At 62.8% G+C, this 15,898-nt stretch carries 13 protein-coding genes; 2 read left to right on the top strand and 11 right to left on the bottom strand.

Translation table 11 applies throughout. The features are described 5' to 3' along the window. Window positions 1–28: 28 nt before the first annotated feature. From C8K58_RS21600 to C8K58_RS21585, 4 genes are all read right to left on the bottom strand, one after another. On the bottom strand, window positions 29–2,212 hold the full coding sequence (locus C8K58_RS21600; protein ID WP_108574268.1) for a xanthine dehydrogenase family protein molybdopterin-binding subunit: 2,184 nt from the start codon (window positions 2,210–2,212) through the stop codon (window positions 29–31). Next, window positions 2,209–3,198 carry a xanthine dehydrogenase family protein subunit M gene (locus C8K58_RS21595; protein ID WP_027605303.1) on the bottom strand — a complete coding sequence of 330 codons (990 nt, stop codon included), beginning with the start codon at window positions 3,196–3,198 and terminating at the stop codon, window positions 2,209–2,211. The genes C8K58_RS21600 and C8K58_RS21595 overlap by 4 nt, the downstream gene beginning before the upstream one ends. Continuing rightward, a complete protein-coding gene (locus C8K58_RS21590) occupies window positions 3,195–3,719 on the bottom strand; it encodes a (2Fe-2S)-binding protein (protein WP_027605302.1) in 525 nt (174 codons plus the stop codon). Before C8K58_RS21590 ends, C8K58_RS21595 begins: the two co-directional genes overlap by 4 nt. Before the next feature lie 96 nt (window positions 3,720–3,815). Further along, window positions 3,816–4,262, bottom strand: a complete 447-nt coding sequence (locus tag C8K58_RS21585; RefSeq protein ID WP_065938392.1) for a DUF4879 domain-containing protein — start codon at window positions 4,260–4,262, stop codon at window positions 3,816–3,818. Between the two features lie 188 nt (window positions 4,263–4,450). Between C8K58_RS21585 and C8K58_RS21580 the strand changes: the two genes are divergently transcribed. Together C8K58_RS21580 and trmA are read left to right on the top strand one after the other, a co-directional pair. Beyond that, window positions 4,451–5,746 carry an NCS2 family permease gene (locus tag C8K58_RS21580; protein ID WP_027605300.1) on the top strand — a complete coding sequence of 432 codons (1,296 nt, stop codon included), beginning with the start codon at window positions 4,451–4,453 and terminating at the stop codon, window positions 5,744–5,746. Next, window positions 5,743–6,822, top strand: a complete 1,080-nt coding sequence (gene trmA / locus C8K58_RS21575) for a tRNA (uridine(54)-C5)-methyltransferase TrmA (RefSeq protein WP_027605299.1) — start codon at window positions 5,743–5,745, stop codon at window positions 6,820–6,822. The genes C8K58_RS21580 and trmA overlap by 4 nt, the downstream gene beginning before the upstream one ends. On the opposite strand, the gene C8K58_RS21570 is transcribed toward trmA, so the two are convergent. From C8K58_RS21570 to C8K58_RS21540, 7 genes are all read right to left on the bottom strand, one after another. Next, window positions 6,805–7,272 (bottom strand): DUF2442 domain-containing protein, encoded by a 468-nt coding sequence (locus C8K58_RS21570; protein ID WP_027605298.1) that lies wholly within the window; start codon window positions 7,270–7,272, stop codon window positions 6,805–6,807. The genes trmA and C8K58_RS21570 overlap by 18 nt on opposite strands. Further along, window positions 7,269–7,697 carry a DUF4160 domain-containing protein gene (locus C8K58_RS21565; protein WP_098480898.1) on the bottom strand — a complete coding sequence of 143 codons (429 nt, stop codon included), beginning with the start codon at window positions 7,695–7,697 and terminating at the stop codon, window positions 7,269–7,271. The genes C8K58_RS21570 and C8K58_RS21565 overlap by 4 nt, the downstream gene beginning before the upstream one ends. Before the next feature lie 135 nt (window positions 7,698–7,832). Further along, a complete protein-coding gene (locus C8K58_RS21560) occupies window positions 7,833–9,161 on the bottom strand; it encodes a TolC family outer membrane protein (protein WP_108574267.1) in 1,329 nt (442 codons plus the stop codon). Next, window positions 9,158–10,483 carry an HlyD family type I secretion periplasmic adaptor subunit gene (locus C8K58_RS21555; protein WP_108574266.1) on the bottom strand — a complete coding sequence of 442 codons (1,326 nt, stop codon included), beginning with the start codon at window positions 10,481–10,483 and terminating at the stop codon, window positions 9,158–9,160. Before C8K58_RS21555 ends, C8K58_RS21560 begins: the two co-directional genes overlap by 4 nt. Then, on the bottom strand, window positions 10,480–12,216 hold the full coding sequence (locus tag C8K58_RS21550; RefSeq protein WP_108574265.1) for a type I secretion system permease/ATPase: 1,737 nt from the start codon (window positions 12,214–12,216) through the stop codon (window positions 10,480–10,482). The genes C8K58_RS21555 and C8K58_RS21550 overlap by 4 nt, the downstream gene beginning before the upstream one ends. A 174-nt stretch (window positions 12,217–12,390) precedes the next feature. Continuing rightward, window positions 12,391–13,011 (bottom strand): heme acquisition protein HasA, encoded by a 621-nt coding sequence (locus C8K58_RS21545; RefSeq protein ID WP_027605294.1) that lies wholly within the window; start codon window positions 13,009–13,011, stop codon window positions 12,391–12,393. A gap of 103 nt (window positions 13,012–13,114) precedes the next feature. Then, a complete protein-coding gene (locus C8K58_RS21540) occupies window positions 13,115–15,865 on the bottom strand; it encodes a TonB-dependent receptor (RefSeq protein WP_108574264.1) in 2,751 nt (916 codons plus the stop codon). Window positions 15,866–15,898: the final 33 nt, after the last annotated feature.

The raw sequence follows: 15,898 nt of genomic DNA, 5'->3' as shown, positions 1-15,898 counted from the left end.
TTGGATCTTCAGTGTTTGCTGGACCGCGTCAGAGCACCTTATCCAGGGTGATCGGAAACTCTCGCACCCGCTTGCCGGTGGCATGGTAGACCGCATTCGCCACCGCCGCCGCCACCCCGACAATGCCGATCTCTCCCACGCCCTTGGACCCAAGGGCGTTGACGATCTCGTCATGTTCCTCGACAAACACCACGTCAATCTCGCCGATATCGGCATTTACCGGGATGTGGTACTCGGCCAGGCTGTGGTTCATGTAGCGGCCCAACTGATGGTCGATCTGGGTCTCTTCATGCAGGGCCATGCCGATGCCCCACACCACCCCGCCGAGGATCTGGCTGCGGGCCATCTTCGGGTTGACCACCCGCCCGGCCGCAATGGCGCTGACCACGCGGCTGACCTTGATCGTGCCCAAGTCTTCATCCACCCGCACTTCGACGAACACCGCCGAATGGGTGGCGGTGGCGTAACCCTCGCGTTTCTTGTCCGGCTCGCTGTCGACCTGGACTTCCACGCTCTCTTCACCGCTGTCCTTGACCAGTTGTGCCAACGACACACTCACATCGCCGGTGTGCAGTTGGCCGTCTTCAAAACGCACGGACTCGGCATCCTTGAACACCGGGTAAGTCTGCCGGGCGATGGTCAGCAGCCTCGCGCTCAACGCTTCGCAGGCTTGCTGCACGGCGGTGCCGACGGACGACACGGTGAACGAGCCGCCTTGCAGCGGCGCGGTGGGCAATGAAGAGTCGCCGAGCAGGAACACCACGTCCTCAACCGCCACGCCACTGGCCTGCGCCGCGATCTGGGTCATCACCGTGTAGGTGCCGGTGCCGATGTCCGTGGTCGCACTGCTGACGGTCAGCTTGCCCTCGGCGTCGATGCGCGCCTTGGCGCTGGCCTTCATCTGCATGGCCTCCCACACGCCACCGGCCATGCCCCAGCCGATCAACTGGCAGCCGTCGCGCATGCTGCGCGGTTCCGGGTTGCGCTGGCTCCAGCCGAAGCGCTCGGCACCTTCGCTGTAACACTCGCGCAGGGCCTTGCTCGACCAGGGCTTGTCTTCGTTCTGGTTGCGCTCGGCGTAGTTGACCAGCCGCAGTTGCACCGGGTCCATGCCCAAGGCGCTGGCCAACTCGTCCATGGCGCACTCCAGGCCGATCACGCCCAAGGCAGCGCCGGGCGCGCGCATGTCCAGGGGCGTGAATACATCCAGCGGCACCAGTTTGTAGGTCAGTTGCACGTTGTCGCAGTGATAGAGCATGCCGCTCCACTCCACCACGTGCTCGCTGAAGTCTTCGAAGCGCGAGGTCTGGCCAATCGCCGTATGCCCCAATGCCAGCAGGCGACCATTGGCGGCGGCGCCCATCTGCAAACGCTGCAAGGTGCGCGGGCGGTAGCCGAAGGTGAACATCTGCTGGCGGGTCAGGGTGACGCGCACCGAGCGCTTGAGCGCCAGGGACGCCATCACCGCCAGCGGCAATTGATACTGCGGGCGCAAGCCCGAGCCGAACGCGCCGCCGACGAACGCGGCGAAGATCCGCACCTGGCTTTTATCCAGGCCGAACACCTCTTGCACATAGGCCTGGCAGTTCTGCGGGCCCTGGGTCTTGTCATGGATATGCAGGGTGCCGTCCGGCTGATACAGCACGGTGCTGGCGTGGGGTTCCATGGGGTTGTGGTGTTCGATGGGGGTGCTGTAGTGCAGGTCGAGGCTGACGGCGGCAGCGGCCCACTCGGCCTGGAAATTACCACGCGGCTTGGGCGGCGCCTGTGGTGAGGCATGGGCCTGTTCCTGCTGGGCGAGCAGGTCGGTCTCGAAGTCTTCCCGTGCGTAGTCGATCGCTACCAGCGAGCCGGCATGCCGCGCCAGTTCCAGGTTGCCGGCGATCACCAGGGCCAGGGGTTGGCCGCTGTACAGCACCCGGTCGTTATACAGCGGGCGAAACGGTGAACCGTCCGCCGCATCGTCATCCTGGAAGGCATCGTCGTAACGGGCGATTTTCGGCCGGTTGAGGTGATGGATAACCGCCACCACGCCCGGCAGGGCCAGTGCCCTGGACGCATCGATCGCCAGCACACGGCCCTTGGCGATGGTGCTGGACACCACACTGCCGTGGAGCAGGCCGTCCTCGGGAAACTCACCGGCATAACGCGCCTGGCCGGTGACCTTGAGCAGACCGTCGACACGGTCCAGGGGTTTGCCAATAGCGGTCATGGGCGATCTCCTGCGACGGCGGCGTCGCTCAGGGCACGGATGATTGCGCGGCGCGCCAGCTTGATCTTGAAGCCGTTGTGTTCCAGCGGCTCGGCGTCTTGCAGCACCGCATCGGCGGCATTGCTGAAGGTTTCGCGGCTGACCGCCCGGCCGATCAGCGAGGCTTCCACCGCACGGTCGCGCCAGGGTTTATGGGCCACGCCGCCGAGGACCAGGCGCGCATCGACGATTCGATCGCCGTCCAACTCGAGAGCGGCGGCCACCGACACCAAGGCAAACGCGTAAGACGCGCGGTCGCGGATTTTCAGGTAATGGCTGTGACGGGCCAGGTGGTCAGCGGGCAATTCGATGGCGGTGATCAGCTCATCGTCGGCCAGTTGGTTGTCGCGTTGCGGCGCATCACCGGGCAGGCGGTGGAAGTCGGCAAACTCGATAATCCGCGCGCCGCCTCGGCCTTCGACATGCACCCGCGCCTCCAGCGCCGCCAGGGCCACGCACATGTCCGACGGGTGAGTGGCCACGCACTGTTCGCTGGCACCAAGGATCGCATGGATACGGTTCAAGCCTGTGCGCGCCGGGCAGCCGCTGCCGGGTTCACGCTTATTGCAGGGCATGCTGGCGTCATAGAAGTAGTAGCACCGGGTGCGTTGCAACAGGTTGCCGCCGGTGCTGGCCATATTGCGCAGTTGCGGCGAAGCACCGGCAAGGATCGCCTGGGACAGCAACGGGTAACGCTGTTCGATCAGCGGGTGCCAGGCCAGGTCGGCATTGCTCACCAGCGCGCCGATGCGCAGGCCGCCCTCGGCGGTTTGTTCAATCTCATTGAGCGGCAGGCCGGTGATATCGATCAGGTGCTCGGGGCGGCTGATGTTTTCTTTCATCAAGTCCAGCAGGTTGGTGCCCCCGGCAATAAAGCGCGACGCGGCGCTGCTCAGGTGCACGGCTGCGTGGATATCCGCCGGTTTGCTGTACTGGAAGGGATTCATCGCTCACCTCCCTGGGCGCGGCACGCCGGCAAAGCCTCTTCGATGGCATCGCGGATATTGCTGTAGGCGCCGCAGCGGCACAGGTTGCCGCTCATCAGCTCCTGGATCTGTGCACTGTCGTGGGCACGGCCTTCATTGACCAGGCCGACGGCGGAGCAAATCTGCCCAGGCGTGCAGTAGCCGCACTGGAAGGCGTCGTGCTTGATGAAGGCTTGCTGCATCGGGTGCAGTTGGTCGCCGTCGGCCAGGCCTTCGATGGTGGTCAGCTCGGCGCCGTCGCACATCACCGCCAGGGTCAGGCAGGCATTGATGCGTTTGCCGTCGCGCAATACTGTGCACGCACCGCATTGGCCGTGGTCGCAGCCTTTTTTGCTGCCGACCAGATCCAGTTGCTCGCGCAGCAAATCCAGCAACGTGGTCCAGGGCAATACGTCGAGTTGACGGTCCTGACCATTGAGGGTCAAGCGTATGGAGTGGGCGACGAACGGTTGGGCCGCCGCGCCATTGGGGATCGCGCTCATAAACACCTCACGGGTTGGTGTACATCCGCGGCGTTCAGGAAAGTCGCCGTCTCAGGGGTACGACTTCCCGGGGTATTGAGCGTTCAAGATGATTGATCAGCGGATATTGAGCAGGGTCTTCAAGGTATTCCGCGGGCCGTTGATCGACGAGTTGCTGTATTCGAACCAGCCTTGGGCCTGGACATTCAGGTCAAATACATAGATGTAGCCCATCAGCGTGCCTGCCCCACTGCAGGCCTCGCTGACGCTGCCGACCTGGCACACGGGCGTACGTTGCCCGTTCAGTTCGGCACCATTGAAGCGCCCCATCGGGTTGTTACCCAGGCCGACTTCCATCACCGACACTTGGGTGGGCCCACGGTGTGTGCACATCTGGGTGCTTTGCGCGCGTTCCGGGATGGTTTCCGTGCAGTGCGCCGATTCGACCTTGAACACGCGCACCTCGCTCAAGGGCGGTGCAGTCGCGCCCCACACCGGTGCCGCGCCCAACCACAGGCCGAGACAGGGGATCAGGGCTAGACTCCACGCGTTGGCTTTTTTCATGCTGTCGATGACCCGCTGTTGAACGTCGCCGCAGTATGCCTCAAGGCCATGCGCCACACAGCCTCGGCTGCTGGTATGATGCGCCGCTTTTTCCGATCCTCTCTGGAACCACAGGCGCTTGGCGCAGTTTGTGCTTTGACTTAGAGGTCAACAAATAACGACGCAACATAGCGTCACAGGGAGCAGGCATGCTGGAAAAGCTGTTTCAACTCAAGGCACACAACACCAACGTGCGCACCGAGATCCTCGCGGGCATCACGACATTCCTGGCCATGGCCTACATCCTGTTCGTGAACCCGAGCATCCTCGGCGAGACCGGCATGGACAAGGGCGCGGTATTTGTCGCGACGTGCCTGGCGGCGGCCATCGGTTCGACCGTGATGGGCCTGATCGCCAACTACCCGATCGCGCTGGCACCGGGCATGGGCCTCAACGCCTTCTTTACCTACACCGTGGTGTTGCACATGGGCCACACCTGGCAGGTTGCGCTGGGTGCGGTATTCATTTCGGCGGTGCTGTTCTTCCTGCTGTCGATCTTCCGTATCCGTGAGTGGATCATCAACAGCATTCCCCTGCCCCTGCGTTCGGCGATTGCCGCCGGTATCGGCCTGTTCCTGGCACTGATCGCCCTGCACAACGCCGGGATCGTGGTCGGCAACCCCAACACCCTGGTGGGCATGGGCGACCTGACCAAGCCGGCGCCTATCCTGGCCATCCTCGGCTTCATGCTGATCGTTGCGCTGGAAGCCCTGGCCGTACGCGGCGCGGTGCTGATCGGCATCCTGGCGGTGACCATCGTCTCCATTCTGCTGGGCGTCACCGCGTTTGGCGGCTTGATGTCGATGCCGCCGTCCCTGGCCCCGACCTTCCTGCAGCTGGATATCAAGGGCGCGCTGGACATCGGCCTGGTCAGCGTGATCTTCGCCTTCCTGTTCGTCGACCTGTTCGACAACTCCGGCACCCTGATCGGCGTGGCCAAGCGCGCCGGGCTGATGGGCAAGGACGGCCACATGCCGAAAATGGGCCGTGCGCTGATCGCCGACAGTACCGCCGCCATGGCCGGTTCGCTGCTGGGTACGTCGACCACCACCAGCTACATCGAATCCGCTGCGGGCGTAAGCGCCGGTGGCCGTACCGGCTTGACCGCCATCGTGGTGGCGATCCTGTTCCTGCTGGCGCTGTTCTTCTCGCCGCTGGCCGCCAGCGTACCGGCCTTTGCTACCGCGCCGGCGCTGCTGTTCGTCGCCGTATTGATGACCTCAGGCCTGGCCGAAATCGACTGGGATGACATTACCGTTGCAGCGCCGGTGGTGATCACCGCCCTGGCGATGCCCTTCACTTACTCCATCGCCAACGGCATTGCCTTCGGTTTCATCGCCTGGACCGCCATCAAGCTGCTTTCGGGCCGCTACCGTGAGCTCAACCCGGCACTGGTGATTCTGTCGATTCTGTTTGTGATCAAGCTGGGCTGGTTCAACGCATGACTTTTGACGCCACACGCTACACCGCTCAACTGCAAGACAAGGTCACGCGCTTGCGTGACCTGTTGGCACCGTTCGACGCACCCGAGCCGCAGGTCTTCGAGTCGCCGCTGCAGAACTTCCGCCTGCGGGCGGAGTTCCGCCTGTGGCGCGAAGGCGGTGAACGCCACTACGCGATGTTTTCCCAGGACGACAAGCGCACGCCGATCCTGATCGAAGCGTTCCCCATCGCCAGCCAGCGCATCAACCAGTTGATGCCCCAGCTCAAGGCCGCCTGGCAAGCCAGCGCTGCCCTGAGCCACAAGCTGTTCCAGGTGGAGTTCCTCACCACCCTGGCCGGCGACGCGATGATCACCCTGTGTTATCACCGCCCGCTGGACGAGCACTGGCACACGGCGGCGAATAAGCTGGCGACTGAATTGAATGTGAGCATCATCGGCCGCTCCAAGGGCAAGCGCGATGTGATCGGCCACGACTACGTGGTGGAAAAACTCGACGTCGGCGGCCGCACTTTCAGTTACCGCCAACCCGAAGGCGCCTTTACCCAGCCCAACGGCACGGTGAACCAGAAGATGCTCAACTGGGCATACGAAGCCTTGGGCGATCGCCCGGATGACTTGCTGGAGCTGTATTGCGGCAACGGCAACTTCACCCTGCCCCTGGCCACCCGTGTGCGTAAAGTGCTGGCTACCGAGATCAGCAAGACCTCGGTGAATGCGGCCCTGAGCAACCTCGATGAAAACGCGGTGGGTAACGTCACCCTGGTGCGCCTCTCCGCCGAAGAGCTCACCGAAGCGCTGAATGAAGTACGCCCTTTCCGCCGCCTGCACGGCATCGACCTGAAGAGCTATGAATTCGGTAGCGTATTCGTCGACCCGCCCCGCGCCGGCATGGACCCGGACACCTGCGAACTGACCCGACGCTTCGACAATATCCTGTACATCTCCTGCAACCCGGAGACGCTGGCGGCGAACATTGCGCAACTGCATGACAGCCACCGCATTACCCGGTGTGCGATGTTTGACCAGTTCCCCTGGACGCACCATATGGAATCCGGGGTGTTATTGACCCGGCGGTAATTCAGCGTCCTCAGGCTCCTTCTTGCGTGGCCGGCCGCCCTTCTTGCCATTGGCTCGGGCGGCGGCGGATTTGGCGGCGCTGCTCTTGCGACCGTTGCGTGACGCTACCAGGCTGGTGGCCAGGTCCATCAGCGGCTGGCTTGTGGCGATCAGGCCCGTGATCGAAACATCCAGATCCCGGGCCTCACAGCTAATAGCCTTGCCACCGAAACTGACTTCCAACTGCTGGAAATCTTCCTCTGAAAACCCTTCGAACTCCGGCAGCCCTGCCACCGGCAGCATGACGCGACTGCCGTCGCTGAAACCGATGGAAATGCAGTCGTCTACATAACGCACATTGCTGGCGTTGGCGTACAGGCGCTTTAGCCTACGGCCACGGGCGATTGCCTTGTCGATGTCGGCGTCAGTGAGAGGTACATAAGGTATGACTTTGGCTTTTACGATTTTCATAAATTAATCCCCACGCAATCTGGCGCTCTTACCAGATTCAAAATAGTCCGTTGCGCTACAGCGTCATGCCAGGCGCTTGCGATGACGTAGACACCACGTCGAATGACTAACCCTGGAACCAATTCACTGGTGTCCCAGTTCCAGGAATGATTCTCCAGGCAAACCGTTTGCAGTTTTTCCCACCAAATCCTGCGTGCCCGTGCCAGATAATGTCGCTGCATGATTACCTCGCGTATGTCCTTCAGAACCGCCGTGGGTGGCCGCCTCCGTTCAGGCTCTACGTCCCACAATTCAACGTCCCCATCCAAAAAACTGAAACGAAACCGCGCATCCCATTCCCTGCCCCTGACATGTACATGAGGCGGACAATGCTCGTCCCTGATAAACACCGAGATGACATATCCCTTATAAACACCTACTTTCATCGTAACCCATCCGTTAGGTTATTTTCCGTCAGGTAACAATTTCCCTCTGCCACCCGACAACCGGCTCCCTATTCCCGAAGCTGTTTCACAGATTAGTAACCACAAAAAACCCGACGAATGCCGGGTTGTAACCACTCATGCCGAAGGCTGGAAGTACCCCGCCAACGCCCGCAAGTCCTGCTCGCTCAGCAACCCCGCGTAATACTTCAACTGAATCCTGGCCAGCAGATACGCATGCCGCGCATTGGCCAGGTCGCGGCGAGCGGTGAAGAGTTGTTGTTCGGCGTCGAGTACGTCGAGGTTGACCCGCTCACCGCCGCTGACGCTCTTTCTGGTCGCAGTAACCAGTGCGGTGGCTGAGCTGACGGCCATCTCGTAGGCACGCACTTTCGCCGCACCACTGGTGTTGAGGTTGAACTGCTTGCGCAGCTCCACCAGCGTCGCCGAGGTGTGTGCGTCCAGCTCGTATTGGGCCTGGGACAGTTGATTGGCCGCCTGGCGCGTAGAGGCCGACACCGAGCCGCCGGCAAACAACGGCAGGCTGACCTGGATGCCGACGCTGTTGGTGTCGTACTTCTGGTTGTAGCTGCTTTCCGAATCGGAGCTGGTCTGGCGGCTGCTGGCGTACAGGCTGACCTTGGGCATGTGCCCGGCGCGTTTGCGCTCCACTTCGTAGGACGCCACGTCCAGCGCGTGGTGCTGGGACTTGAGTTCGGGGTTGTTGGCCATGGCCAGTTCGCGCCAGGTTTCGAAGCGGTTGGGCTCCAGGGGCGGGATGTCGAATGGGCGGGCCAGGGGTGCCAGCGCTTCGATCTGCAACGGTTGGCCGACAATCGCTTCCAGCTCGCGCAAGGCGCTGTCCTGGGCGTCCAGCGCCTCGATTTCCTCCGCCTGGGCCAAGCTCAAGCGTGCCTGGGTTTCGAGTACATCGGTGCGCGTGCCTTCGCCACCTTTGAGCAGGCGATCATTGAGTTGCAGGCGTTCGGCATACGCACGTTTCTGCGCACGGCTCAACTCGATGCGTTCCTGCGCCAGCAGCGCCTGGCTGTAGGCACTGAGCACGCGCACGGCCAACTCCTGACTCTTACTGCGAAAACGCTCATCGGCCATAAGCGCCTGGGCGGTGCCTTGGCGAAAGCGCGCGTAGGCTTCGTAGTCCAGCAACGGTTGCTGCAAAGTCAGGGTCGAGGCATAGCTGCGGTAATCACGGTCGCTGGTGACATCGCCGACGGCGGTGCTTTGGGTAACTTCGGATTCGTTGCGCGAGTTGTTATAGCTCCAGGACAGGTTCGGCAATAACGCCGCTCGGCCGATCACGCGGTTCTCTTCACCGGCCTCGCGCTCCTGGATGGCGGCCTGGAAGGTCGGGTCATTGCGCAGGGCGAGGTCGTAGGCGTCGAGCAAACCCAAGGCATGTGCCGCCGGTGTAACGCTCAGGCACAGGGTCAAAAACAGCGCCTTCATTCTTCCACCAGGGCCATGTGGGTACGGTCCAGCAAGGGTTTGAACAGGTAGTTGAGCATCGAACGCTCACCGGTCTTGATGAAGGTTTCCACCGGCATGCCCGGACGAATCCGCACGCCGTCCAGTTGTTGCATGCCCCCCGCACTGACCTGGGCGCGCACGGTGTAATAAGGCTCATCGGTGCGCTCATCGACCTGGCGGTCGGCGGAGACCAGCGTCACCTCACCGGCCACCCGTGGGGTGGTGGCCTGGTTGAACGCCGAGAACAGCAACTCCACCGGTAGGCCCGGATGCACCTTGTCGATCATTTGCACCGGCACCCGCGCTTCCACCCACAGCGGTTCGCCCTGGGGCACGATGTCCATCAGGGCCTGGCCGGGCTTGATCACGCCGCCTTCGGTGTACACCTCCAACCCGACCACCACCCCCGAGGCCGGCGCCCGCACCAGGCTGTTGGCCAGTTCGAACTCGGCCGACGCCAGGCGGTTACGCAGGTCATCGCTGCGGGTACGGGTCTCGGCCAACTGGCCGCGCAGGTCTTTCTGGAACTCTTCGCCGAGCTGGCGGATGCGCAGGCGCAGTTCCACAACCTGGCGCTGCAACTGGCCGATGCGTCCGTAGTCTTCGGCAATCGCGCCGTCGACCTGGGCGTACAGGCGCTCGCTGTCGAGCATGCGATTGCGCGGGATATAGCCATCGCGCGCCAACTCGCGCAGCCCTTGCAGTTGCTCGTTCAATGCCGCGCGTTGCTGCAGCTTGCTCGCCTGGGAATCCCGCGTGCCGCGCAACTGCGCCTCGGCGCCGGCGATGGTTTCGCGCAGGCCTTGCTGCTCGGTGGCCAGCGCCTGGGCGCGGCTGGTGAACAGTTGCCGTTGCAGGTTCAGGGTGTTGGCCGCCTCCGGCTCGTTGAGCAATTCAGGACCGAAGGTGATGGCGGGCAGCCCTTCGCTTTCCGCACTCAAGCGCGCCTCACTGGCCAGGGACGCCAGGTACTGGCTGCGCAGCGACTGCATCTGCCCGCGCAAGGGCGTCTCCTTCAAGCGCAACAGCACCTGGCCGGCGTTGACCACATCACCGTCACGCACCTCGATACGCTCGACGATGCCCCCGGCAGGATGCTGCACGGTCTTGCGATGGCCAGAGACCATGACCTTGCCCGACACCGCCACGCCCTTGTCCAGCGGCGCCAACGCGGCCCAGCCGATAAATCCGGCAAAGCCGCCAAGCACCAACAACCAGCCCAGGCGCGAATATTTTTTGTCATCCAGCGCCAACACCGTGTGAGGGCGGTCGCTGACCAGCACCGGCTTACTCATGCTCATGCCTGTTTTCCTTCGCCGAGGCGGTAGCTCATGCTCAGGGTCGACACCGGTTTGGAGGCTGCCGGTTTCTGCCGTGCCTCCAGCACCCGCGCCGTCGGACCAAAGGCCTGCAACTGGCCGTCCTTGAGGATCAGCAACTGGTCGGTCAGGCTCAGCACATTGGCTTTGTGGGTAATCAGGATCACCGTGCGGCGCTGCTGCTTAAGCTGGGTGATGGCCTGGAGCAGCGCCTGCTCGCCCACTTCGTCGAGGTTGGCGTTGGGCTCATCCAGCACGATCAACGCCGGCAGGCCGTACAGCGCACGGGCCAGGGCCACGCGTTGCTTTTGCCCACCGGACAACCCCGCGCCGCCCTCCCCCAATTGCGTGTCATAGCCTTGGGGCAGTTGCAGGATCAGTTCATGTACGCCGGCCATTTTCGCGGCGGCCAGGACGTTGTCGCTATCCAGTTCGGCAAACCGTGCGATGTTGTCGGCGATGCTGCCGGCGAACAATTGAATGTCCTGGGGCAGGTAGCCGATGTGCGGGCCGAGTTGCTGTTTGTCCCACTGGGCCAGGTCGGCGCCGTCCAGCCGCACCTTGCCGGCCAGCGGTGCCCAGGCGCCCACCAGCACCCGCGCCAGGGTGGATTTGCCGCAGCCGGAAGGTCCGATCACGCCGAGCACGTCCCCCGCTGGCAGGTTGAACCCCAGATTGGCCAGCGCCGGTCGACGGCTGCCGGGGGCGCAGGCGCTGATGTACTCGACGCTCAACTGGCCCTTGGGCACCGGCAGGCTCATGCGCGGCGGTCGCGCCGGGTTGGCCGCCAGCAGTTGCGACAAGCGCTCGTAGGCCAGGCGCGCCGAGCCCCATTGTTTCCAGACGCCGATCAGTTGGTCGATGGGGCTCAGCACCCGCCCCATCAGGATCGAGCCGGCAATCATCATCCCCGGCGTGATATCGCCCTGCACCGCCAGCAACGCGCCCAGGCCGAGTACCAGCGATTGCAAGGCCAGGCGTACGCCCTTGGACCAGGCGGTGACGGCGGCGGTCTTTTCACTGGCCAGGTTTTGCTGGGCGAGGAACGCCTGGTGCTGATTGAACCAACGCCCGCGCAAGGTGGCGAGCATGCCCATGGCTTCGATGCTGTCGGCATTGCGCAGGTTGGCCGTGGCCTGCTGGCAGGCGTGGATGGACAGTTGGCTGGCCTGGGCCATCGGCGTCTGGCTGACATGGTGGTTGATCCACGCCAACGCGATCAGTATCGCTGCGCCGCCCAGCGCCAGCAGGCCAAGCCAGGGGTGGAACAGGAAGATCACCAGCAGGTACACCGGAAACCACGGCGCATCGAAAAACGCGAACAGCGCCTGGCCGGTGGCGAACTGGCGCAAGGTGGTCAGGTCATGCAACGCCTGGCCCGCCGCCTGGGTGCCGCCCTTGAGTTGCGCTTCGAACGCGGCGTCGTAGACCCGTTGGTTCAGGCCCATGTCCATCTGCGTGCCGAGGCGGATCACCACCTGGCTGCGCACCCACTCCAACGCCCCCATCAGGCCGAACAGGCCGAGGATCATCAGCGTCAGCATCAACAGGGTCATCTGATTGCCCGAGGCCAGCACCCGGTCATATACCTGCAGCATGTACAGCGCCGGAGCCAGCATCAGCAGGTTGATCACCGCCGAGAACAGGCCGATGTTGAAGAAGCCACTTTTATAGGCCGTGAGGGCGGCCAGGGTTTCGTTGCCGACGTGGCGCATCTGGGGATTCTCGTGGGGTTGAACGTGCAGCGTCGCCGCGTTGACAGCCGATACGGCGCTGCGCAGAATTCGGCACCGCCGTCGCCGGAAGAGTTAGAAGGCTTGGGCGACGGCGGTGTAGTACGGCGAATGGGAGAGCGATCTTCCATTCGCTTTTTTCAGGCGGCAGCAGGTTCAGGCAGCGAGTGCCCAGTCCTGTGCCACGTCCTGCACGCCCACCAGGGCAACGTCGGTGGACACTGCGCTGGCGTGTGCCGCCAGGCCCGCAGACACTTCGTCGAAGGTGCTGGCAGTGGACAGGCCAAAGTCGTCGAGCAGGTTGTTGAGCACGGTTTCCAGCGCGGCGGTGTTGCCCTGCATCAAACCGTAGATAACGCTTTGTACGTCGTTGCCAGCCCGGCCGGCGCCCTCGGCGGCGCTCAGGTCGAGGCCGTTGAACGCGACCTTGAAGTCGCTCAGGGAGAAGTCGCTGCCATTGCCGCCGCCCAGGCCTGTGCCCAGTTGCACGTTATCCAGGTCGCCCCACAGGTAGTGGTTCAGGTTGCTGCTGGCGGGCAACGACGGGTTGAACACATAGTGCAGGCCATTGCTGGTGTCGCTGTCGGCGATGAACGCGTACTCGGAGTTGTTGGCGCCGTGGGTCGAATACTGGTCGCCGCTGAGGGTGCCGTTGCTGAAGCCGCCGGTGTTGCTGGTGCCGTGCCCTGCGGTGTTGAACCCCACTGCCCACGAGCTCAGGTAGTCCGATACCGACAGAGAACCCAGGCCCGAATCGTAGCTAACAGAAATAGTCATCGCTAAACCTCGTTAAACAACGTTGTTGATGAGCACGCCGGTGCGGCGCGCCTTTTTGCCCACCCATGGGCAAAACCGTTGATCAAGTGCCTGCGCACGCTGATCAGAATTTGTATTCCAACATGCCGCTCAGGGTTCGCCCGCGCGCCAGGCTGAGGTTGTTGGCGTCGCCCATGGCGACGAAATAGGCTTCATCAGTGGCGTTTTCCAACGCCAGTGCAATGTTCAGTTGATCCGTCATCCAGTAACTGGCGTACAGGTCGTAGAGCGTGTACTTGGGCCACATCGCCTGATCCATCAGCTCGTAGCCCTGCTGATTGAGGTTTTCGCCGTTACCCGAGCTGTAGCGCACACGCACACCCGTATCCAGGCGTTTTTCCAGGAAGCGCGTACCCAGGGTCAGCGAGCCGCGATCGGCCGGCATGTACGTGGCGTTCCCCATGATTCGTCCGCAGCTTTCCTTGTTGTTGGCGACGTCGTCATCCAACACCTCATAGGTGGTGACCGGCCGTATGCCGATGCGCCCATCCGGCAGGGTGAAACGCTCCAGGCGAGTAGTCCTTGGCCCGGTGGTCTTGGCACCGCCCATGTAATAGTTCTTCGAGCAGAACTCATTGCTGCCGATCATGTGGGTGTAGCTGAGGTTGGCGTACGCGCGGCCCATGTCGTAATTGAGCTGGTATTCGACCCCGCGAAAACGCGTCGGGTTGGTGTTATTGACGTAAGCCATGGTCCCGAGGAATCCACCCACCTGGGTTTCCGGCAAGCTGACGCTGGTGTTGAGGAAAGAGAAGTTTTCAATCCGGGTATCGAAGTACGCCACTTTCATGCCGAGGCGATCGTCACTGAAAAACAAGCCTTCCTTGAAGACATTCATGCCCACTTCCCAATCCCGTGACTCTTCAGGCTTGAGGTAGGGGTTGGGAAATACGCGCTCTCCCGAACCGCCACCGTGGGGTCGGCCGGTCATGAAGGTTTCGGTCACCGCCGGTGGCCGCCAGCCCTTGCCCCACCGGGTATAGAGCTGCAGCCAGTCCACGCCCGGTTTCACCGCGAGACCGAAGGTGGGGGAAAACTGGCCTTCTTCACGGTCGACCTCCATCACTTCCGAGACACGCCTGGCACCGACAAGGCTGTTGTAGAAGCGATCACGCCGGTACAGGGTCATGCCGGTTTCGCCTTCGAGCCGATAGCGGTCATAACGCAAGCCCGCATCCAGGGTCAGCCAGCCGCCATATTCGTACTGCGCGTTGTTGAACAGGCTGGCGATGGTGCGCTTGCCCCCTGGGGTGCTGCCCTCTGCGTAAGGCAACAAGCCCAGGTTGTTGGTGGCTTCAACTTTGTTGGTGCGGGGCTTGAACTCGTCCTGATACAGCTCCACCCCGTAGTTCCAGGTGACATGCCCCTGGTCGCCAAAATCGAACCGCGAGCTGTTGTCCCCCTGCAGGCCCCAGGTGTCGGTCTGGAAGTGATCGGTGTAGGCGCCGACGTAGTTACCGGTACCTGGCGACGACAGGTTGGGGGCGTTGCTGCGATCCATCTGGGTGGTGACGTAATAGAGCTTGGCCTTGAGATCGATCAACGGGTTGTCCGGGCTGTAGCTGTAGTCCAGCGCGACGTTTTTGGCGTTGAGATTGTTTTTGCTGGTGCGTACGTAGTAGGTGCTCTGAAGGTCGTTGGCGATATAGCCCCAGGCATCGTTACTGTCGGTGTCGGTTTCCAGGTAGCTCAACTGCACGCGTTGGTCGTTGGGCAGGTTCAGGCCGAACTTGACGATCTGCGAGCGGGTCACGCTGCCGGTGTCGCCGACTTCGCTGTTCAACCAGTCGTCGAAGGCCGCAGGGGCAGATGACCTGGCGCGCAGGTTGGTGCCCAGGTTGTCGTCGTTGTGCCGGCCGGCGCGGTAGTTACCGAAATGCCGCTCGCTGTAGCCCAGCACGACATCGCCGCGCTCATCACCAAAGGCGAACACGCCGCTGCCGTTGAAGTCGGTGCCGTTACCCAGTTCACCGATGCCGCTGCCGGCGCGAAGGCGGCCGCCGTAGTCCTTGCCGTCCGTGAGGAACTCACTGGCATCCAGGGTCTTGAACGAAGCAATGCCGCCCAGCACGGCCGCACCGCCCTGCCCCGACTGGCTGCCTTTGTCGATCTCGATGCTGGAGATGAACTCCGGGTCGATCAGCATGGTGCCGTTGCGCTGCTGGTGGCCGTTGACGTTGAAGTTCTGGCGCATGCCGTCGATGTTCATGTTCACCCGGCCATAGTCCTGCACACCGCGAATATTCACCGACAGGCCGGGGTCGCGCTGGTTGACGGCGGTGTAGACGCCGGCGGTTTCTTCGAGCATGTCGGCGGCGTGACGGGGCGGACGTTTATCGATCATGTCGCGGCTGATCACCGCCACGGACTTTGGGGTCTGGTACACCCAGTCGCTGGCCTGGCCGTTGGTGTTGCCGGTGATGGTGGTGGTGCCCACGGTCATGGCGCCGTCGGGGTCGTCACTGACACGGTTGAGGGTGACCTGGCGCTCACCGGTAAAGCGGTACTCCACCGGCGTGGCACCGAGCAAACGGCCAAGCCCTTCCTGCACGCTGAAGCTGCCTTTGAGCGCGGTGCTGCGCAAGCCTTGCAGGCGCGGGCTGTCAAATAGCACCTGCAGACCGGCCTGGTCGGCAAAGGCCAATACGGCACTGCCCAAGGATTGCGCCGGGACATCGAACACCCGCACCGCCGACTGGGCAGCGTCCGCCTGAGGTTGCACCGCATACACGGGAGCGGCCGCGGCGAACAGACCCAAGTGGATGGCCAGGGCTAACCGGCTACCGGTGATACGCCCCTTGGTGAGTGCTGACATTTCTGGTTTCCCTGCGCTGATCGTATGTTTGTT

Source organism: Pseudomonas sp. GV047 (assembly GCF_003058245.1).
Taxonomy (GTDB): domain Bacteria; phylum Pseudomonadota; class Gammaproteobacteria; order Pseudomonadales; family Pseudomonadaceae; genus Aquipseudomonas; species Aquipseudomonas marginalis.
The sequence above is the reverse complement of the archived record's forward strand: the minus strand, read 5'-3'. Positions and strand labels throughout refer to the sequence as shown.